An 18,376-nucleotide genomic window follows, 5' to 3' on the forward strand; every position below is an offset into this window, starting at 1 on the left:
TACTTTTTTTAGGAAAAACTATTGATTATTTTCCTAAAAAAAAGTATGATTTGAATTGAAGAAAGCGTTTTAAAAATGAGGGTGGCATGAATGAAGTGGATTAATTCGTTATTTATCCTGGGTCTACTTATGGGGTTGACTGCTTGTTCTCCAAATGAAGCAACGCAGACGCAAGCATTTTCCCAAAGCAGCGAAAAGCAATTAAAAGAACGAGCGCTTTGTTATTCTGACGAAGATTTTTCGCAAGGTGTCGTCCCGTTGCATGAATTCGTGAAGCTATCTGGCACCATCGTGAAGAGTGATGCGAAAACAGCAGACATTGAGAAAGGGAATCGATTTATTTTAGAAACAGCGGCTGGACAGTACCAAGTATTCAATGAACAAAGTCAGCAATTGAAACTACAAGAAGTGGTGACGATCTACGGAGAATATTATGGGTTTATTAAAGCGACATTGATTGAAAGGAAGGATGCGGATGCAATCACAGAAGCTGCAGCAATTGAAAAAGAATAAATTTGAAAGTTATGAAGATGTAGCAGCCGGCTTCAAAACGATCATGGATCAACTCAAACCCGCTTTTGCAAGCAGTCGTCCCGGTCATTTGGCTTTAGGCAGCCATGGGACTGTCTATGAGAAAGAGGTACAGGAACTTGAAGCGTTCTTGCGACCGCTTTGGGGACTCGCGCCTTATCTAACCCAGCAAGAAGATTCATTCATGGAAACCTATCTCTCAGGAATTATTGCGGGTACAGATCCAGAGAGTCGCGATTATTGGGGTGTTGTGGAAGACTTCGACCAACGAATCGTGGAAATGGCTTCGCTAAGTACCTTTTTACTATTAAACAAGGAAAAAACGTGGGATGTTTTATCCCAACGCCAAAAAGATAATCTCCATGCGTGGCTGATCCAAGTCAATCAACGAGAAATTCCCGCAAACAATTGGCATTTCTTTCGGGTTCTCGTCAATGTAGCCATGAAGCGTTGTGGCAGCAGCTTTTCCCAAGAAAAGATCGATGCTGACTTGGCATTGATCGAGACCTTTTATTTAGGGGAAGGATGGTACTGTGATGGAGTAGCCACTCAAATCGATTACTATGTATCTTTTGCGATCCACTACTATAGTCTTCTGTACTGTCGATTTGTCCCTGAGGATCTTGAAAGGGGAAGGAAGTTCAAACAACGAGCCACCGAGTTTGCTGGAACCTTCAAGCATTGGTTTGCAGCAGGTGGAGCTGCCGTTCCTTTTGGTCGAAGTTTGACGTATCGCTTTGCGCAAGTTTCTTTTTTCAGCGCATTGGTTTTTGCGGATGTTGAAGCATTGCCATGGGGAGAGATCAAGGGGTTGATCAGTCGTCACCTGCATCAGTGGATGCAGCAAGACATTTTTACTTCCGAAGGGATACTGACGGTCGGCTATTCGTACCAGAATCTGATCTTTGCCGAAGGTTACAATGCACCAGGTTCGCCTTATTGGGCGTTAAAAACCTTTCTTTTGTTAGCGGTACCAAAGGAGCATCCCTATTGGCAAGCCACCTCCACGCCATTAGCGATCACTGAAAGAACACTGGCTCATCTCATCAGTAAGAACTTTTATCAACACAATCAAGACTTGACGCATGCCTTGATGTTTCCTGCAGGGCAATTTATCAACTATCAAAGTCATGCCAGCAGCAAATATAGCAAATTTGTCTACTCAACGACGTTTGGCAATAGCGTGCCCAAAAGCAATTATTGGTTTTATGAAGGAAATTATGACAATACGTTGGCTTTGTCAGAAGATGACCATTACTTTCGCACCAAAGGATTGGATCGCCAGTATCAACTTTTACCTGATCGGATCATTCATGAATGGGATCCGTGGGAAGACGTGCAGATAAAAACAACGATCATTCCACTGATAGGCAGCCACCTTCGCATTCACGAGATCAATTCTCAGCGCGCCCTTTCTTTCTATGAAGGTGGATTTTCATCACCGAAAGAGCCTACTGCCATCACTGAAAAAACCGCACGTAGCGCTGCGGTACGAACATCGATCGGCTATTCGAAAATCGAGGCGATCGCTGGCTATGAAACGAGCGATGTCTTACGAACGGAGCCCAATACGAACCTCTTGTATCCTGCAACGTGGCTACCGTATCTAACTGCTCAACGACAAGCGGGAAAGCACCTATTCGTTTCCCTCGTCACCGGCTTGCTTCCACAAGAACAAGAACAAGCAGTGACCGTCGAAGTGACAACAGACAACATTACGATCAATCAATCCGGACAAACGATCCAGGTTGATCGAATAGGAGGAAAAAATGGAAACTAGCTATGACGTACAGCTATCACAATGGATAGCCGAGCAAATCGACTTCACCGTTAATCAAGTAAGAAAGAATACTAAGACCTTTGACACATTGGTCCCACCGGCAGCAAGTGAACAGCTTGTCTATCGACCAGAAGCCAACCATGATTGGACGGCGAGTTTTTGGACTGGCATGTTGTTTTTGAGTAAAGAACTGACGGGATCAACAGAATTTGATGAAACCATCGAAAAACAACTGCACTCTTTCCAAGAACGATTGGACCAAAGAATTGGACTAGAAACCCATGATATCGGATTTTTGTATAGTTTGACTGCGATTGCCGACTATCGAGTGAACGGACGGGAATCTTCGAAAAAACTCGCGATTGCCGCCGCCGATCTATTGATGGCCCGTTACTCACCCAAAGCCCAGATCATTCAAGCGTGGGGCGATCTCGATGATCCGCAACAACGGGGGCGCATCATTATTGATTGCTTGATGAATTTGCCGCTATTGTATTTTGCTTCCCAAATGACCGGGGATGAATCCTACAAAAAAGCAGCCTATGCCCATGCCAAGCAGACCCAGAAATACATCGTGCGAGACAACGCCACGACGTACCACACCTATTACTTCGACGTTGAAACTGGAGCGGCGATCGGCGGCAATACCCAACAAGGCTATGCCGATGATTCCTGCTGGGCAAGAGGGCAAGCGTGGGGCATCTACGGATTTACGCTGAGTTACCTTTACACCGGTGATACCAGTTTCTTGAAGACTGCTCAAGACCTTGCGGAATACTTTATTGCTGAATTACCGGCGGACAAGGTCAGTTATTGGGATTTAGTGTTTAACGATGGTAGTCAGGAAGAAAGGGATAGTTCGGCCGCCGCCATCGCAGTCTGTGGCTTGCTAGAACTGGCGAAACATTTACCGATCACGCAGCCAAACCAAGCCGCCTATCAGGAAAACGCCTTGGCGATCTTGGCATCGTTAGCCCAAAACTATACAACGATCGACCATCCCGAATCAAACGGACTATTGATGCATGGGGTTTATGACAAGAATTCCCTCAAAGGGGTCGATGAATGCATGATCTGGGGCGATTATTATTACATGGAAGCGCTGATGCGGGTGTCACAAAGTTGGTATTCCTATTGGTAGTTTTAGGGGCGACCCTTTAAAAAAATGTTTAATGGAGGAATGAACATGCACTTTTTGAAAAAAGGTTTATTAGCAGCAACGATGTTTGGGGCGATCGCAGCTTTGGCAGCCTGTGGAGGCGGAGCGACAGATGATTCCGCTGCTTCTGAAGATGGCGACATCAAATTGACCGTAACCACTTGGAATTACGATACGACACCTGAATTCGAAAAACTATTCCGTGCCTTTGAAGAAGCGAATCCAGGCATTACCGTTGAACCTGTCGATATTGCTTCAGATGATTATGATACCAAGCTGACGACGATGCTCTCTTCAGGAGATACGACAGATATTTTGACCATGAAAAATTTACTTTCTTACTCTAATTATGCGTTGCGGGACCAATTGGTGGATCTCACCGACCATATCGGATCATTGGATATTGCCCCAGCGCAAGAAAGCTATGACATGTATGACGTAGAAGGCAAAACCTATGCACAACCGTATCGGACGGATTTTTGGGTCTTGTATTATAACAAAAAAATGTTCGATGAAGCAGGCTTAGACTACCCATCAAACATCACCTGGGACGAATATGAGGAGCTTGCCAAGCAGCTAACAAAACCAGACGAACAAATTTATGGTGCGTATCAACACACGTGGCGTTCCACTACCCAAGCGATCGCAGCTGCCCAAAATGGCGCCAACTTGATCGATCCTCAATACGACTACTTGGAAGCGTACTATGATCGTGCATTGCGGATGCAAGACGAAAAAGCGCAAATGGACTTTGGGACAGCAAAATCAACGAAAGTTACGTATCAATCACAATTTGAAAATGAAAAAGCAGCCATGATGTACATGGGAACTTGGTATATGGGAGCGTTGATGACCAATATCGACGATGGCAAGACAGATGTCGAGTGGGGCATTGCGGAAATGCCGCAAAATGAAAAAGGGGAAGTAACGACATTTGGTTCTCCGACTGCTTTTGCCATCAATAAAAATTCAAAACATCAAGAAGCTGCACAAAAATTCTTAGACTTTTGTTCTGGTGAAGAAGGCGCCAAAGTATTAGCAGAAGTCGGTGTCGTTCCTTCGTATAAGACTGACGCCATTGATGAACTTTACTTCTCCCGTGAAGGCATGCCCGCCGATGAAGTATCGAAAAAAGCCTTCAATCCAGAAACCGTCGCGATCGAGTTTCCTGTCGATGAAAATGGACCAGCGATCGACAAAATCTTGCAAGAAGAACATGACTTGATTCTTGTAGGGGATGAAGCACCAAAAGAAGGCATTGCGAATATGGAAAAAAGGGTGAAATCTGAAACCGAATAGTCCTAACGAGAGAAGGGACTTGGGCAAAAAAGTTCCTTCTCTTTATTAATGAAAGGGGGCCTGCTGGCAAGCAGCAGGAGACAAATATGGAAATAACCTCAAAATCAAAAGCAGCCAATAAGTTGAAACGCAAAAATACGCTAACCGCGCTGTCTTTTATTGCACCGAACTTTATCGGCTTTTTCTTATTTACCTTAGTGCCAGTTGTGTTCTCATTGATTCTGGCTTTCATGGAATGGGATTCCTTTAGTTCGCCTGAATTTGTGGGAATGAAAAATTTCAGCAAAATGCTAGGGGACGACACCTTTTGGATCTCGTTAAAGAACACCTTTCTCTATACGATTGGCGTCGTTCCATTAACGTTAGTATGTTCCTTAGGCTTATCGATTTTATTGAATAAAAAAGTACGTGGAATGAAGTTTTTCCGTACTGCCTTCTTCTTTCCTTATGTCACCTCGTTAGTTGCGATCGCTGTCGTGTGGAACATGTTGTTTCACCCAACGATGGGACCAATCAATCAGTTTTTGAAATTTTTTATTGAAAATCCTCCTGGTTGGACCTCCAGCTCTGATTGGGCTTTGACGGCGATCATCATAGTCAGCGTCTGGCGTGGCATGGGGTATTACATGATCTTATACTTGGCAGGGCTACAAAGTGTGCCAAAGGAATTGTATGAAGCGGCTTCGATCGATGGGGCCAACAAGTGGCAGCAGTTTCGCAACGTGACATTGCCGTCCTTACGACCAACGACCTTCTTTGTTTCGATCATGCTGGTCATCAACTGTTTCAAGATCTTCGATTTGGTCCAAGTCATGACTGCCGGCGGACCCGGTCGAGCCACCAATGTCTTGGTGTATCAAATTTACAACGAAGCGTTTGTGAAATTTAATTTTGGTTACGCATCTGCGATCGCCATGGTCTTGTTTGTGATCGTTTTGGGCATCACGGTGATCCAGTTTAAGTGGAACCAAAGACAAGAACGGGTGTAAGGAGGGAGTACAGATGGAAAATACACTGAGTAAAAAGAATGTTCAAGCCAAACCAAAACAAAAAGCCAAGCTGTCGGTCGGCAGTGTCTCCTTGATTCTTTTATTAACATTTCTCGCGTTAGTGACACTGATCCCGTTTCTTTGGATGATCTCTGCTTCTTTTAAGACCAATAACGATGTTTTTAGCGTACCGATCCAATGGATTCCAAAAAGTTGGCACCCAGAAAACTATACGGTGATCTGGGATCGCATTCCTTTGCTGACTTTTTTCAAGAACACAGCATTTTTGAGCATTATCATTACCTTGGTCCAACTGTTTACCTCTAGCTTTGCGGCCTATGGGTTTTCAAAGATGCATTTCAAAGGACGCGACCTGTTGTTTCTGACATACATCGGTACGATTGCGATTCCTTGGCAATCCTATATGATTCCTCAGTTCATCATGATGCGCCAGTTTGGGCTGACAGACACGCTTTGGTCTTTGGTCCTCTTACAAGCTTTCAGTGCCTTTGGCGTCTTTTTGTTGAAACAATACTATAGTAGTATTCCTGATTCACTGTGTGAAAGTGCGCGGATCGATGGCTTGAGTGAGTGGGGGATCTATCGAAAAATCATTCTACCACTGACGAAGCCCGCTTTAGCGAGTCTGACCATCATCACCTTCGTCAATACATGGAACGATTATATGGGACCATTTATCTACCTCTCCTCAACCGAAAACAAAACCATTCAGTTAGGGTTGAAAATGTTTGTCGGCTTATATGATGCCGAGTACGCCCTGATCATGGCAGCATCTGTGGTCTCCATTTTGCCAGTAGCGATCGTCTTTTTAGCAATGCAAAAATACTTCGTAGAAGGAATCGCTACTTCGGGAATGAAAAATTGAGGTGATCAATCATGTTTACCAAACCTACCTTTGAAAACAATCTTTACATGCGGATCTTCCGCTGGCTATATATTGGCTTTGCCCTGAATATCAGTTTTTGGGTCGTGAATACACCCTACACCCTCACGGCAATGTTCTTGGCAGTCGATCCTAGAAACCTCCTTTGGTTTGCATTGGCACTCTTGCTGATTGGGCCAAGCATGATCAGCCTCCTGGCTGCGATCGATCGCTTTGCAGAACACAAAGACATCGATCCAGTAAAAGATTTCTGCTGCTTTTTACGAACCTTTGCCGTGCGCGGGTTTCTCTATTGGCTCATCGGCTGGTTGGGAAGTGTCATTGCGATCGTGGATATTCTGTTTGCGGTTCAATTTGAAAGTGGCAAATGGCTCGTTCCTTTCTTTCTTTTGTTAGGAATGCTTTCCATAGCTCTTAGTATCAACGCGTGGTACTTCCAAGTGCGTAATCCAAAAGCCGCTAAGAAAGATGTCCTGCGTACCGCACTTTTTTTCACTTTGAAAAAATGGCCTTCTAGTTTGTTAGCAACCTGTTTGTTTGTTGCCGTTTTTGTCGCCTTGATTTTGAAGCCGCAATTTGGCTCTACTCTTTTTCCAGTCCTTTTTTTCGGACTCCTTTATTTAAATTTACGGAAATTTCAGATAAAATAGAAAGAAAGTCGTCTACGAATAAAGGAGACGACTTTTTTTAGGAGAAAGGGGGGGCTTGAAGATGGCAGAAACAGTCACACTTCAACCGATTACGGAAGAAATGATTGCTGAACTTTGGTCGATCAGCTATGGGCCTAAGGCAGATTTAGAATGGAAAAAATGGGACGGACCGTATTTCCAAGACCCCGTGTTGACGTGGGAAGAATTTCGAACGGGGTTTGGCGCTAGCTGTATCGACAACCCGTTACGTAAAGCGATCAGCTATCAAGGAAGAATCGTAGGGATCGCGACCGCTTATTGGGAAGACAATACCTTGCAGCAGTGGTTGGAATTCGGGATAGCCATCTATGATGCTTCCCTTTGGAATCAAGGGATTGGCAGCCAAGTAATTCGCCAGTGGATCAATGAGTTGTTTGAATCACAGCCTCATATCCAGCGTGTTGGTTATACCACGTGGTCGGGCAATCACCGCATGATGAAACTAGGAGAAAAGCTAGGGATGACCAAAGAAGCCCAGATCCGCAAAGTCCGTTTCTGGGAAGGCACCTATTATGATTCCATCAAGTATGGCATCTTGCGAGAAGAATGGGCACAGCAGAAGTGAAGGTAGGGGATGCGAGATTTTTTCGTGTCCTCTTTTGTTGTTGATGATTGATCAGATGCATTTTGCGTATAGTAAAGTACCTAGTAAAAAAGGGGCTGATCTCCTAGCTGTATTTTGTAATTACAGTAATTACGAAGTAAAATAGACTATATATGTTATGAAGGAAAGGTGATTGTTTTGGATACAGTGAAAACAAGAAAGCAAGGAAATGCGGTAATGGTCACGCTAGCAAGTAAGTTTGAGATTCCTGCTGGTAAGACCTACTTTATCAGTAAAGAAAACGATGGTACGATTTCCTTGATTCCTAAGATCGATGATTATTTTTTAGCTGCGAAAGAGAAAGAATTTGTTGATGAAGAAGATATGCTAGCTGCTGATTTTATTGTTGAAGGCAGGCAGCTTGATGAATAGGCTCGAACAAGGGACTCTTGTATTTATTGATTTTGATCCCTCGAAAGGGAGTGAAATCAAAAAGCGCAGGCCTGCTTTAGTCATCAGCAGGGATGAGTACAGTTACACTTCAAATTTGATCATTGTTTGTCCAATAACGAGTACAGATAGGAAGCGTCCTTACTTTGTCGATATTCAACACGATAAATTGAAACCTGGGAGTAAAGTAAATACAAAGCAAGTTTATACGCTAGATTATTCCGAGCGTGACGGTAGAAAGATTGAAATTTTAGGGAAACTATCAAAAAAAGAACTGATTAACGTTGCACAGCATTTTATGATGAACTTTAATTTTCCATTATAGTTAAAAAACAGCAGGATGGAAAAAGTGAAGGACCCTCACAAAAAACGAGTGAGGGTCCTTCACTTTGATTTCCTAAGAATACAAGGTTTCAACAATAGAGAAAAGAAGATAGTTGAAAGATAAAAGTAAAATTTCAAAAATAGTCGACTTTCTGAACAATAACCATGTACTATCTCTATGTAATACTTTATAATAATTCCAATGTACAGATTAGAAATATTTTAAAAAAGTCGGGAATAGCGTTTGAAGTTCATTCTCAATTAGTCTAAAATAGTGAGAAAGAAAAGATACTGGAGGGAAAGAAATGTCAGTTTTAGAAATCAAAAATCTACACGTCCAAATCGAAGATAAAAAGATCTTAAAAGGCGTTGACTTAGTGTTAAAAACTGGAGAGATCCATGCCATCATGGGACCAAACGGTACAGGGAAATCAACCTTGTCCGCTGCCATCATGGGCAACCCGAATTATGAAGTGACAGAAGGGGAAATTTTGTTCGACGGCGAAAACGTCTTGGAAATGGAAGTGGATGAGCGAGCTCGTTTAGGTCTGTTCTTGGCGATGCAATACCCAAGTGAAATTCCAGGCATTACCAATGCGGAATTTATGCGGGCAGCGATCAATGCCAAACGTGACGAAGACGACAAAATCTCTGTCATGGATTTCTTGAAAAAATTAGATGAAAAAATGGATTTATTGAATATGCCCGAAGAAATGGCGGAACGCTATTTGAATGAAGGCTTCTCCGGTGGAGAAAAGAAACGAAATGAAATCTTACAATTGTTGATGCTAGATCCAACCTTTGCGATTTTGGATGAGATCGACTCTGGTCTAGATATCGATGCCTTGAAAGTCGTAGCAAAAGGCGTCAATGAAATGCGCGGCGAAGGCTTTGGCGCTTTGATCATCACCCATTACCAACGTCTGTTAAACTACATCACACCAGACGTGGTTCATATCATGATGGAAGGCCGTGTCGTGATGACCGGTTCGGCAGACTTAGCCAAACGCCTAGAAGCAGAAGGCTATGCTGGGATCAGTAAAGAGTTAGGGATCGACTACAAAGAAGAAGAAGCGTAAGGAGGCAAGGTAAATGGCAAAATTACAGGATTATCTTGAACAAGTCAACGTTTTTTCAGCGTTAAAAGAAGAGCCTGAATGGATGTTGGAATTACGCCAAGCAGCCCTTGCGAAAGTGGATGAACTTGCATTTCCAAAAATCGAGCGCGTGCGTTACGAGCGTTGGCCATTGTTCAATATCGACGAACAAGCACTTGCTGGTGAGTACGCTTTGTCAGAAGAAGAAGTGGCAGGCGCAGTTCCTGCCTTTGACGCGATGGATAACCATCCGACCCTCGTTCAGTTCGATGACACCACGATCTTTGAGCAATTACCGCAAGAGTTGATCGACAAAGGCGTGATCTTTACCGACTTGTTTACAGCAATGAAAGAAGTACCAGAGTTGGTTAATCAATACTATATGACCAAAGCAGTGCCAATGGACGAAGACAAAATGACCGCAGCACATGCGGCGTTTATGAATAGCGGCATGTTCTTGTATGTACCAAAAAACGTGGTGATCGAAGAACCCCTTGAAGCGATTTTCTACCACAATGGCAATAGCCAAGCGCATTTCTTCAAACACATTTTGATCGTTGCTGATGAGCACAGTGAGTTCAGCTATTTGGAACGTTTCCAAACCAAAGGCGACCAAGCGAAAAAACTGTCAGGCAATATCGTAGTGGAAGTAATTGCCAAAGCAGGCGCGAAGGTCAAATTCTCTGCGATTGATCAGCTAGGTGTCAACATTACTACGTACATGAATCGTCGCGGCTACGTATTACGAGATGCGATGGTAGATTGGGCGATCGGAGTCATGAATGACGGCGACATCGTGGCAGACTTTGATTCTGATCTTGTAGGCGAAGGCGCGCATTCGGAAGTCAAAGCGGTCGCAATCAGTGCTGGACGCCAAACACAAGGGATCGATACCCGCGTAACCAACAAAGCACCGCATTCTATTGGTCATATCCTGCAACACGGTGTTATCAGAGAACGCGGCGTCTTAACCTTTAACGGTATCGGACACATTTTAAAAGGAGCCAAAGGGGCGGACGCGCAACAAGAAAGCCGAGTCTTAATGCTTTCTGACCAGGCTCGTGGCGATGCTAACCCAATCCTTTTGATCGATGAGCACGAAGTAACAGCCGGACACGCAGCCAGTGTGGGACGGGTCGATCCAGAAGAAATGTACTACTTGATGAGTCGTGGGTTGCGCAAAGCAGAAGCGGAACGTTTGGTGATTCGTGGTTTCTTAGGATCCGTCTTGACCGCGATCCCAGTCAAAGAAGTGCAACAAGAATTGGTTGCCGTTATCGAAGGGAAGTTGCTCGCATGATCGATGCCCAAAAAGTGAAACAAGCGTTTCCCATCTTGGATCAGCTCGTAAATGACGAACCATTGATCTACCTCGACAATGCCGCCACTACGCAAAAGCCAGAGGCGGTGCTGCAGGCGATCACCGATTATTACCATCAAGACAATGCCAACGTTCATCGTGGGGTCCATACCCTCGCAGAACGGGCGACCCATTCCTATGAAGGCGCACGAGAAAAAGTTCGCCGTTTTATCCATGCGAATGAAACGGCGGAAGTGCTGTTTACTCGAGGGACGACCACTGGTTTAAATTGGGTCTCCCGCAGCTACGGCGACCGTTTTGTCAATGAAGGCGATGAAATCGTGATTTCTTATATGGAACATCACTCCAATATCATCCCTTGGCAGCAATTAGCTGCTCGGAAAAAAGCTATCTTGAAATATATCCAGTTGACACCAGAAGGCACCTTGGACATGGAAGATGCCAAGAAACAGATCACAGACAAAACCGCCATCGTTTCGATCGCTCATGTTTCCAATGTTTTAGGCGTGATCAATCCGATTGCAGAGCTAACCAAATTGGCGCATCAGCACCAAGCCGTCATGGTGGTGGATGGTGCTCAGGCTGTTCCACATATGGCAGTTGATGTCCAAGCACTGGATTGTGATTTCTATGCCTTTTCTGGCCATAAAATGTGCGGACCAACTGGCATCGGTGTCTTATACGGCAAACGGCAATGGCTGGATCAAATGGAGCCCGTCGAATTTGGCGGTGAAATGATCGATTTTGTCCATCTGCAAGAAAGCACGTGGAAAGAACTGCCGTGGAAATTTGAAGCGGGCACACCAAATATTGCCGGCGCGATCGGCTTAGGTGCAGCGGTCGATTACTTAACAGAAATCGGCTTAGAAAACATCCACGCCCATGAAGCAGACTTAGCTGCCTACGTTTTGCCCAAACTGCAAGCCATTGAAGGTTTGACCATCTATGGTCCTCAAGAAGCAGCAAAACGCACGGGAGTGATCGCCTTTAATCTAGCAGGCATCCATCCTCATGATGTTGCCACCGCTTTAGACATGGAAGGCATCGCGGTACGGGCAGGTCATCATTGTGCCCAACCCCTCTTGACCTATTTGCAAGTCCCAGCGACTGCACGGGCCAGCTTTTACCTGTATAATACAAGAGAGGACGCCGATCGACTGGTTGACGCCATCAAGCTGACGAAGGAGTTTTTCCAACATGGCACTAACGAAATTAGATAATTTGTATCGACAAGTCATTCTGGATCATTCTAGCCACCCACATCATCGGGGCACCTTGGATGATTCAACGTACAAAGTCGAATTGAATAACCCTACCTGCGGCGACGTGATCCACTTGGAGCTCGCTGTCGAAGGAGACACCATCAAAGACATCGCCTTTACTGGCGAAGGCTGTTCCATCAGTACCGCCAGTGCATCCATGATGGGGGATGCGATTATCGGTAAGACACTAGCCGAAGCTGGTGAACTTTCAGGCTTGTTTTCTGAGCTCGTCCAAGGAAACGACATTCCCCAAAGCGATCGCTTAGGCGATGCTTCCATGCTTGGGGGTGTGGCGAAGTTTCCTGCACGCATCAAGTGTGCGACCTTAGCTTGGAAAGCATTAGAAAAAGCCATTGCTGCCGACAGTACACAAGCATCTGTCAGTCACAGCCACGCCAATGAATCTGACACTGAAGAAACCAGCGAATAGACAACCGCACTACAAAAGGAGTGAGAACCATGGGTGTACCCGAATTAGAAGAATATAAATTTGGCTTCCACGATGACGTGCAGCCTGTTTTTAGTACCGGCGAAGGATTGACCGAAGACATCGTCCGTGAAATCTCACGGGTCAAGCAAGAGCCAGAATGGATGCTTGAGTTCCGCTTGAAGTCTCTTGAAGCCTTCAACAAGATGCCCATGCAAAACTGGGGCCCAGACCTGTCTGACATCGATTTTGATGCCATCAAATATTACCAAAAACCAAGTGATCGTCCTGCCCGTGATTGGGATGACGTACCAGAAAAAATCAAAGAGACCTTTGAGCGCATTGGTATTCCAGAAGCCGAGCGGGCATACCTGGCTGGCGCTTCTGCCCAATACGAATCAGAAGTCGTTTACCACAACATGAAAGAAGAGTTTGAAAAACTTGGCATCGTCTTTACCGATACCGATTCAGCCTTGAAGGAATACCCTGAGCTGTTCAAACAATACTTCTCAAAATTAGTCCCACCAACCGATAACAAGCTTGCTGCTTTAAACTCAGCCGTTTGGTCAGGTGGTACCTTTATCTATGTACCAAAAGGCGTTCGTGTCGATGTGCCATTACAAACCTATTTCCGGATCAATGCCGAAAATACCGGTCAGTTCGAACGAACATTGATCATCGTTGACGAAGGCGCCAGCGTCCATTACGTTGAAGGCTGTACTGCCCCAACCTATTCAAGCAATAGTTTGCACGCAGCCATCGTTGAAATTTTTACCCTAAAAGACGCTTACTGCCGCTACACCACCATTCAAAACTGGTCAGACAACGTCTATAACCTAGTAACCAAACGGGCCAAAGCCTTAGAAGGTGCTACCGTTGAATGGATCGATGGCAACCTAGGTGCCAAAACAACCATGAAATACCCAAGTGTGTATCTTGATGGCAAAGGCGCACGGGGCACGATGCTTTCCATTGCCTTTGCAGGTGCCAATCAAATCCAAGATACTGGTGCAAAAATGATCCATAACGCACCAAACACCTCCAGCTCCATCGTCTCAAAATCAATTTCTAAAGACGGCGGTGCAGTAAACTACCGTGGACAAGTCACCTTCGGCAAGAAGAGCGCAGGCTCTATCTCCCATATCGAGTGTGACACCATCATCATGGATGACCTATCGAAATCTGATACCATCCCATTCAATGAGATCCACAACAGCCAGGTGTCCCTAGAACACGAAGCCAAAGTCTCCAAAATCTCAGAAGAACAACTGTACTACCTAATGAGCCGCGGCCTCTCCGAAAGCGAAGCAACCGAAATGATCGTCATGGGATTCGTCGAACCATTCACCAAAGAATTACCGATGGAATACGCAGTCGAATTGAACCGGTTGATTAGTTATGAGATGGAAGGGTCTGTGGGGTAATAGGTGTATACCACTACTTTCAGAGCTCTGTTGACTTGACTAGTATCTTACTGTTTTCCATTAAATAATAAAAAAGGAGTACTCTAAGGAGTGCTCCTTTTTGTATCTTCTTTAGGCTTATTGTTATTAAATTCCTTCAAGAAAAAGGTAGTAATGTCCAACCTACAAAATATAGATTGAACATTGCTACCTTTTTCTTCGAATTTTATCAATTAATAGTTTTCCTAGCTCATAAATTGCTGTTAAAACTGCGATACAAAAAAGTAGGGCAGTATATTGTACAAGAAAAACTATGTTGAACCATAGCCCATAGACCATTGGTAAAACGACTAAAAGACAAATATATAATTCTATTTTTCGTCTTTTTCTTATTTGGAACCATCTTTCGTCTGTCAAAACTAAAACCCCTTTAAGTAAAATCTGAGACCGTTAACCCTTGTACGATCTCAGATTAAGGTAATTAAATTTTGTGGTCAAGCAAAGGATGCCCCCAGCCAAATAAACTAATAATTGAAAGCCACATAATTAACACCACCTTATTATTTATTGAAATAATTTTATCGCAAAAATATAAATTTAGAATATTCGGACTATTTTTCCGTCCAAAAAAAATTGACAATCCGACAAAAAAACTGATTGATAATGGTATCAATCAGTAAGGGCGTAAAACGATCGAGGATAGTATTACTTATCCACGTTTTCTTTAAAGTAGTTATCAATGTAATCCTTAATTTTTTCAAAGTCTTTAGTCAGAAAAAATTTAGAAGGGACTTTTATGATGGGGAGGTTATTTTCATTATCAAAAGGAGCGAATGGCTCAGGAAGGACTAAGTAATCAACAGTATCTTTATCTCTCAGATAATTGATTGAAACATCGTAAAACGGTGAAAAATAGTCTTTGAGGCTTGTGTCTCTTTGATAAAGAACACCTGGAGTTAATGGTGTGTAAGATAATCCGTTGCTCAACACTAAGACAAAACAAATTCTTTTCATAAACAATCATCTTTCCTTTCGATTAGATACTAGCGCCATCTCAACAGCGAAGGATTCGTTATTTATTTGGTAAATCCATTTTAATAGACAAATGGATAAAATAGTAGTGAGCAATAGAAAAAGGATTCTGTCGTTGCTAAATGGAAACCAGCAATCACAAATTATTCCTTTACTTTAAAAAACAAGAGATAAAAAAATACCAAGAACAATTATGATTAAGATTTCTAATGCTCTTTCCAGAAACAAATTGTTGCTTTTTAAAAATATTGTTTTCTTTTTATAAGGAAACCAAAATGACTGGTTTGCGTAGTCTGGCGGGTACACGAGATCTAAAATACCACTGATAAACAGTAATGGAATTGCTTCGAACATATTGTCATGGACGGCTAAATAAATATAGTATGTTAACAAAGAAATTTGAGCGATCCGCAGATATCTTAGGCTGGTAACTGTATGGTCCATCAAATCATCCTTTCGTAAATGATTATCTCATATTGAATGATTTGGTCAAATTAAAATTATAAAATATTTATTTATTTTCAGATTGCAAAATAAATTCTTTTGATTTAATAAACAATTTATAAATATCCTAAACAGAGGATATTTGGTGAATTGTCAAAGGGGATTTTCAGCTATTTATTTTAGAACGTCTTAGAGAGGATTCGTTTGAAAAGAGTTTCAGGATAATAAGTTAGTCTATTAAATCATTAGCAAAGTATGCACGTTGGACGAAATTAGTAGATTAATCAACAGCGATTTTTTTAGATAATGGTTATTTTGCTAAAACAAAAAATTACCAATTTTGTCTTTAATGCTTTAAGAGCAAAATATGCAATGATATACTAAAATAAATAAACTTAATGGAATAGACACTAAACGGAGACTCTAAAATATGACCAACCAACTAATCATAGAAGATCATCATTTCAAGAAAGGTGAGCTATCTAGCATAACGACGGCATATATCGATCAGTACCCAGTCGTTTACATACTCTACAACCGAAATGAAAAGAAAAGACCTGTTGCGTACATTGGTCAAACGGTTCAAGTGAATAAACGATTGAAGCAGCACTTGAATAACTCTAAGCGCAGAGAAATTAAAGAAGTCTTGCTGATTGGACATGAAAAATTCAATCAATCAGCGACCTACAATATCGAAACCAATTTGATCAATCACTTCATTGGGGATGAGCAGTTTCAGTTACAAAACGTCAGTCAAACAAGACAGGTACAGATGCATCAGTATTATGAAAAAGAGTATTATGATGAAGTGGTCTTCCAAGAGTTATGGGAAGAATTGCAAAGGCGTCAATTGGCGAAGCACTCAATCGATACGATTCGCAACAAAGATGTATATAAATTATCCCCTTTTAAAGAATTGACGCCAGAACAGTTAGATATAAAACTTGAAATTATTGAGTACTGTAAACAAGCGATTCAGCAGGATGAAACACAAAAAGTCTTAATAATTGAAGGAGAAGCTGGAACGGGAAAGAGCGTCCTATTGGCATCGCTCTATAACACCCTTCAAGACTATACAAAGTCAGAGTCTGTATTAAAAGGCACTGATAACTATTTGCTAGTCAACCATTCAGAGATGTTAAAAACCTACCATACAATGGCAGAAAGTTTGCCAAGTTTAAAAAAGAATCATATGTTAAAGCCAACTTCCTTTATTAATAAAACAGATAATCAGAAGTTGCACCCAGACATCGTTATTGTGGATGAGGCCCATTTGCTTTTAACGAAGAAAGACAGCTATAACAGTTTTCACTATGAAAACCAACTAGAAGAGATTATCAAGCGAGCAAAAATCACGATTTGTATCTTTGATCCGAAGCAAGTATTGAAAATCAAAAGTTATTGGGATCAGGACAAATTGGATCAGTTTCAGAAAAGGTACAATGCTTCTCGCTTTAAGCTAAAAGATCAATTAAGAATGAAAAGTAGTCCACAAATTATTCAATGGATCGATGATATCGTAGAAAAACGTGTAACACCGATTCCAGAATCGACAGCATCTTTTGAGCTTCAGATTATGGAAACCCATGATGCGTTGAAGAACAAAATCTTTTCTCTCGATAAAAAGGAAGGTCTGTCACGGATCATCTCAACATTCGATTATGTTCATAAGAAAGACGGAGCTTCATATCTTGTAGATCCTGGTGGGATCAACCTGCCATGGAATACGACCGATACGAAGCGAACATGGGCGGAGCGACCAGATACAATCAGTGAAGTCGGTTCAATCTACACCGTCCAAGGGTTTGATTTAAACAATGTAGGAGTCGTCATTGGCCCTTCCGTTGATTACGATCCAGAGACCGACCAGCTTGTCATCGATATCGATAAATATGAGGACAAAGGGGCGTTTACGGGACGTGACGATATGAACCAAGAATTGACGAAGAAAGCCAAAGAAACGATCATCCTTAATTCATTGAATGTATTAATGAAACGAGCAATCAAAGGGCTTTACATCTATGCAATCAATCCCAATCTGCGCCAAAAACTCTTAACCCTACAAAACGAAAGGAGCCAGGCCTACCATGCAAAACCAACCCTCTTCAATGGAACGGATCAATAAATTCCGAGATGATCGCAATTGGCGACAATTTCATAATGAAAAAGATCTAGCTATTTCTATCTCCATCGAAGCCGCCGAATTGTTGGAGATTTTTCAATGGAAAACACCTAAAGAAGCCACTCAAGATTTCGAACATTTAAAAGAAGAAATTGCCGATGTTCTGATTTATTCCTATATGCTGGCAGACAATTTGGGTCTTGATATTGATGAGATCATCAAAGAAAAGCTGGAAAAAAACAACATGAAGTATCCGGTGAAAGAAAGTAAAGATTCGAAAAAGAAGTATAATGAATTGTAACAAAAAGAAGCAAGGACGCTGCAGGTTCTTGCTTCTTTTTTTGATGGAATAGGAGCAGCAACGGCTTTCTGAATTCATCTGCGATTGGTTACGAACGTCAAAAATCTGTCATAATTGAGAAAGTTGAAGATAACTTCAAATTGGTTACAATTTTTCGGAAATTTGAAGTTAACTTCAAATAAGCGCAATTTTTGATAAAAAATGAAGTTAGACCTAGTATCTGCTAGAGCAAAAACAAGATTATCCTATCCGAAAATGAAGACAAGATCATCGGTAAAAAATCGGCAACAATGAAGGC

Annotated in this window: 18 protein-coding genes; 17 read left to right on the forward strand and 1 reads right to left on the reverse strand. The window is 42.5% G+C overall.

The window, feature by feature from the left end; genetic code table 11:
* The first annotated feature begins 90 nt into the window (after positions 1-90).
* The 15 genes from IGK63_RS02415 to sufB all read left to right on the forward strand — a co-directional run bounded on the left by IGK63_RS02415 (position 91) and on the right by sufB (position 14,200).
* Complete coding sequence (locus IGK63_RS02415) at positions 91-513, forward strand: hypothetical protein (RefSeq protein WP_005232135.1); 423 nt, start codon at positions 91-93, stop codon at positions 511-513.
* Positions 476-2,311 carry a DUF2264 domain-containing protein gene (locus IGK63_RS02420; RefSeq protein WP_016611363.1) on the forward strand — a complete coding sequence of 612 codons (1,836 nt, stop codon included), beginning with the start codon at positions 476-478 and terminating at the stop codon, positions 2,309-2,311. Before IGK63_RS02415 ends, IGK63_RS02420 begins: the two co-directional genes overlap by 38 nt.
* Positions 2,301-3,452, forward strand: coding sequence for a glycoside hydrolase family 88 protein (locus IGK63_RS02425; RefSeq protein ID WP_016611360.1), 1,152 nt, complete (start codon positions 2,301-2,303; stop codon positions 3,450-3,452). The genes IGK63_RS02420 and IGK63_RS02425 overlap by 11 nt, the downstream gene beginning before the upstream one ends.
* A 45-nt stretch (positions 3,453-3,497) precedes the next feature.
* Positions 3,498-4,769 (forward strand): ABC transporter substrate-binding protein, encoded by a 1,272-nt coding sequence (locus tag IGK63_RS02430; RefSeq protein WP_034872052.1) that lies wholly within the window; start codon positions 3,498-3,500, stop codon positions 4,767-4,769.
* 86 nt (positions 4,770-4,855) lie between these two features.
* Entirely contained in the window at positions 4,856-5,758 is a 903-nt protein-coding gene (locus IGK63_RS02435) for a carbohydrate ABC transporter permease (RefSeq protein WP_429972425.1), read from the forward strand.
* A gap of 13 nt (positions 5,759-5,771) precedes the next feature.
* Positions 5,772-6,644, forward strand: coding sequence for a carbohydrate ABC transporter permease (locus IGK63_RS02440; RefSeq protein WP_016611358.1), 873 nt, complete (start codon positions 5,772-5,774; stop codon positions 6,642-6,644).
* A gap of 11 nt (positions 6,645-6,655) precedes the next feature.
* Positions 6,656-7,312 carry a hypothetical protein gene (locus IGK63_RS02445; RefSeq protein ID WP_016611357.1) on the forward strand — a complete coding sequence of 219 codons (657 nt, stop codon included), beginning with the start codon at positions 6,656-6,658 and terminating at the stop codon, positions 7,310-7,312.
* A 61-nt stretch (positions 7,313-7,373) separates the two neighbouring features.
* Positions 7,374-7,916 carry a GNAT family N-acetyltransferase gene (locus IGK63_RS02450; RefSeq protein WP_016611355.1) on the forward strand — a complete coding sequence of 181 codons (543 nt, stop codon included), beginning with the start codon at positions 7,374-7,376 and terminating at the stop codon, positions 7,914-7,916.
* A 186-nt stretch (positions 7,917-8,102) separates the two neighbouring features.
* The gene (gene mazE / locus IGK63_RS02455; protein WP_371860490.1) at positions 8,103-8,327 is read left to right on the forward strand and encodes a type II toxin-antitoxin system PemI/MazE family antitoxin; all 225 of its coding nucleotides are present in this window, start codon (positions 8,103-8,105) and stop codon (positions 8,325-8,327) included.
* Positions 8,320-8,670 (forward strand): type II toxin-antitoxin system PemK/MazF family toxin, encoded by a 351-nt coding sequence (locus tag IGK63_RS02460; protein WP_016611353.1) that lies wholly within the window; start codon positions 8,320-8,322, stop codon positions 8,668-8,670. The genes mazE and IGK63_RS02460 overlap by 8 nt, the downstream gene beginning before the upstream one ends.
* Positions 8,671-8,974: 304 nt before the next feature.
* Complete coding sequence (gene sufC, locus IGK63_RS02465) at positions 8,975-9,748, forward strand: Fe-S cluster assembly ATPase SufC (protein ID WP_005232112.1); 774 nt, start codon at positions 8,975-8,977, stop codon at positions 9,746-9,748.
* 13 nt (positions 9,749-9,761) lie between these two features.
* The gene (gene sufD / locus IGK63_RS02470) at positions 9,762-11,066 is read left to right on the forward strand and encodes a Fe-S cluster assembly protein SufD (RefSeq protein ID WP_016611352.1); all 1,305 of its coding nucleotides are present in this window, start codon (positions 9,762-9,764) and stop codon (positions 11,064-11,066) included.
* Entirely contained in the window at positions 11,063-12,307 is a 1,245-nt protein-coding gene (locus IGK63_RS02475) for a cysteine desulfurase (RefSeq protein ID WP_016611351.1), read from the forward strand. Before sufD ends, IGK63_RS02475 begins: the two co-directional genes overlap by 4 nt.
* Complete coding sequence (gene sufU, locus IGK63_RS02480) at positions 12,285-12,779, forward strand: Fe-S cluster assembly sulfur transfer protein SufU (RefSeq protein WP_005232105.1); 495 nt, start codon at positions 12,285-12,287, stop codon at positions 12,777-12,779. The genes IGK63_RS02475 and sufU overlap by 23 nt, the downstream gene beginning before the upstream one ends.
* Before the next feature lie 29 nt (positions 12,780-12,808).
* A complete protein-coding gene (gene sufB / locus IGK63_RS02485; protein WP_005232103.1) occupies positions 12,809-14,200 on the forward strand; it encodes a Fe-S cluster assembly protein SufB in 1,392 nt (463 codons plus the stop codon).
* A 684-nt stretch (positions 14,201-14,884) separates the two neighbouring features.
* Here the strand turns inward: sufB and IGK63_RS02490 are convergent.
* Complete coding sequence (locus tag IGK63_RS02490; RefSeq protein ID WP_016612439.1) at positions 14,885-15,193, reverse strand: hypothetical protein; 309 nt, start codon at positions 15,191-15,193, stop codon at positions 14,885-14,887.
* An 892-nt stretch (positions 15,194-16,085) separates the two neighbouring features.
* Between IGK63_RS02490 and IGK63_RS02495 the strand changes: the two genes are divergently transcribed.
* Both IGK63_RS02495 and IGK63_RS02500 read left to right on the forward strand, forming a co-directional pair.
* Positions 16,086-17,780, forward strand: coding sequence for a DUF2075 domain-containing protein (locus IGK63_RS02495; protein WP_016612441.1), 1,695 nt, complete (start codon positions 16,086-16,088; stop codon positions 17,778-17,780).
* A complete protein-coding gene (locus IGK63_RS02500; protein WP_034857870.1) occupies positions 17,743-18,078 on the forward strand; it encodes a nucleotide pyrophosphohydrolase in 336 nt (111 codons plus the stop codon). The genes IGK63_RS02495 and IGK63_RS02500 overlap by 38 nt, the downstream gene beginning before the upstream one ends.
* Positions 18,079-18,376 lie beyond the last annotated feature (298 nt).

Origin of the sequence: Enterococcus sp. AZ040, assembly GCF_050499185.1 — a bacterium.
GTDB classification, from domain to species: Bacteria; Bacillota; Bacilli; order Lactobacillales; family Enterococcaceae; genus Enterococcus_D; species Enterococcus_D entomosocium.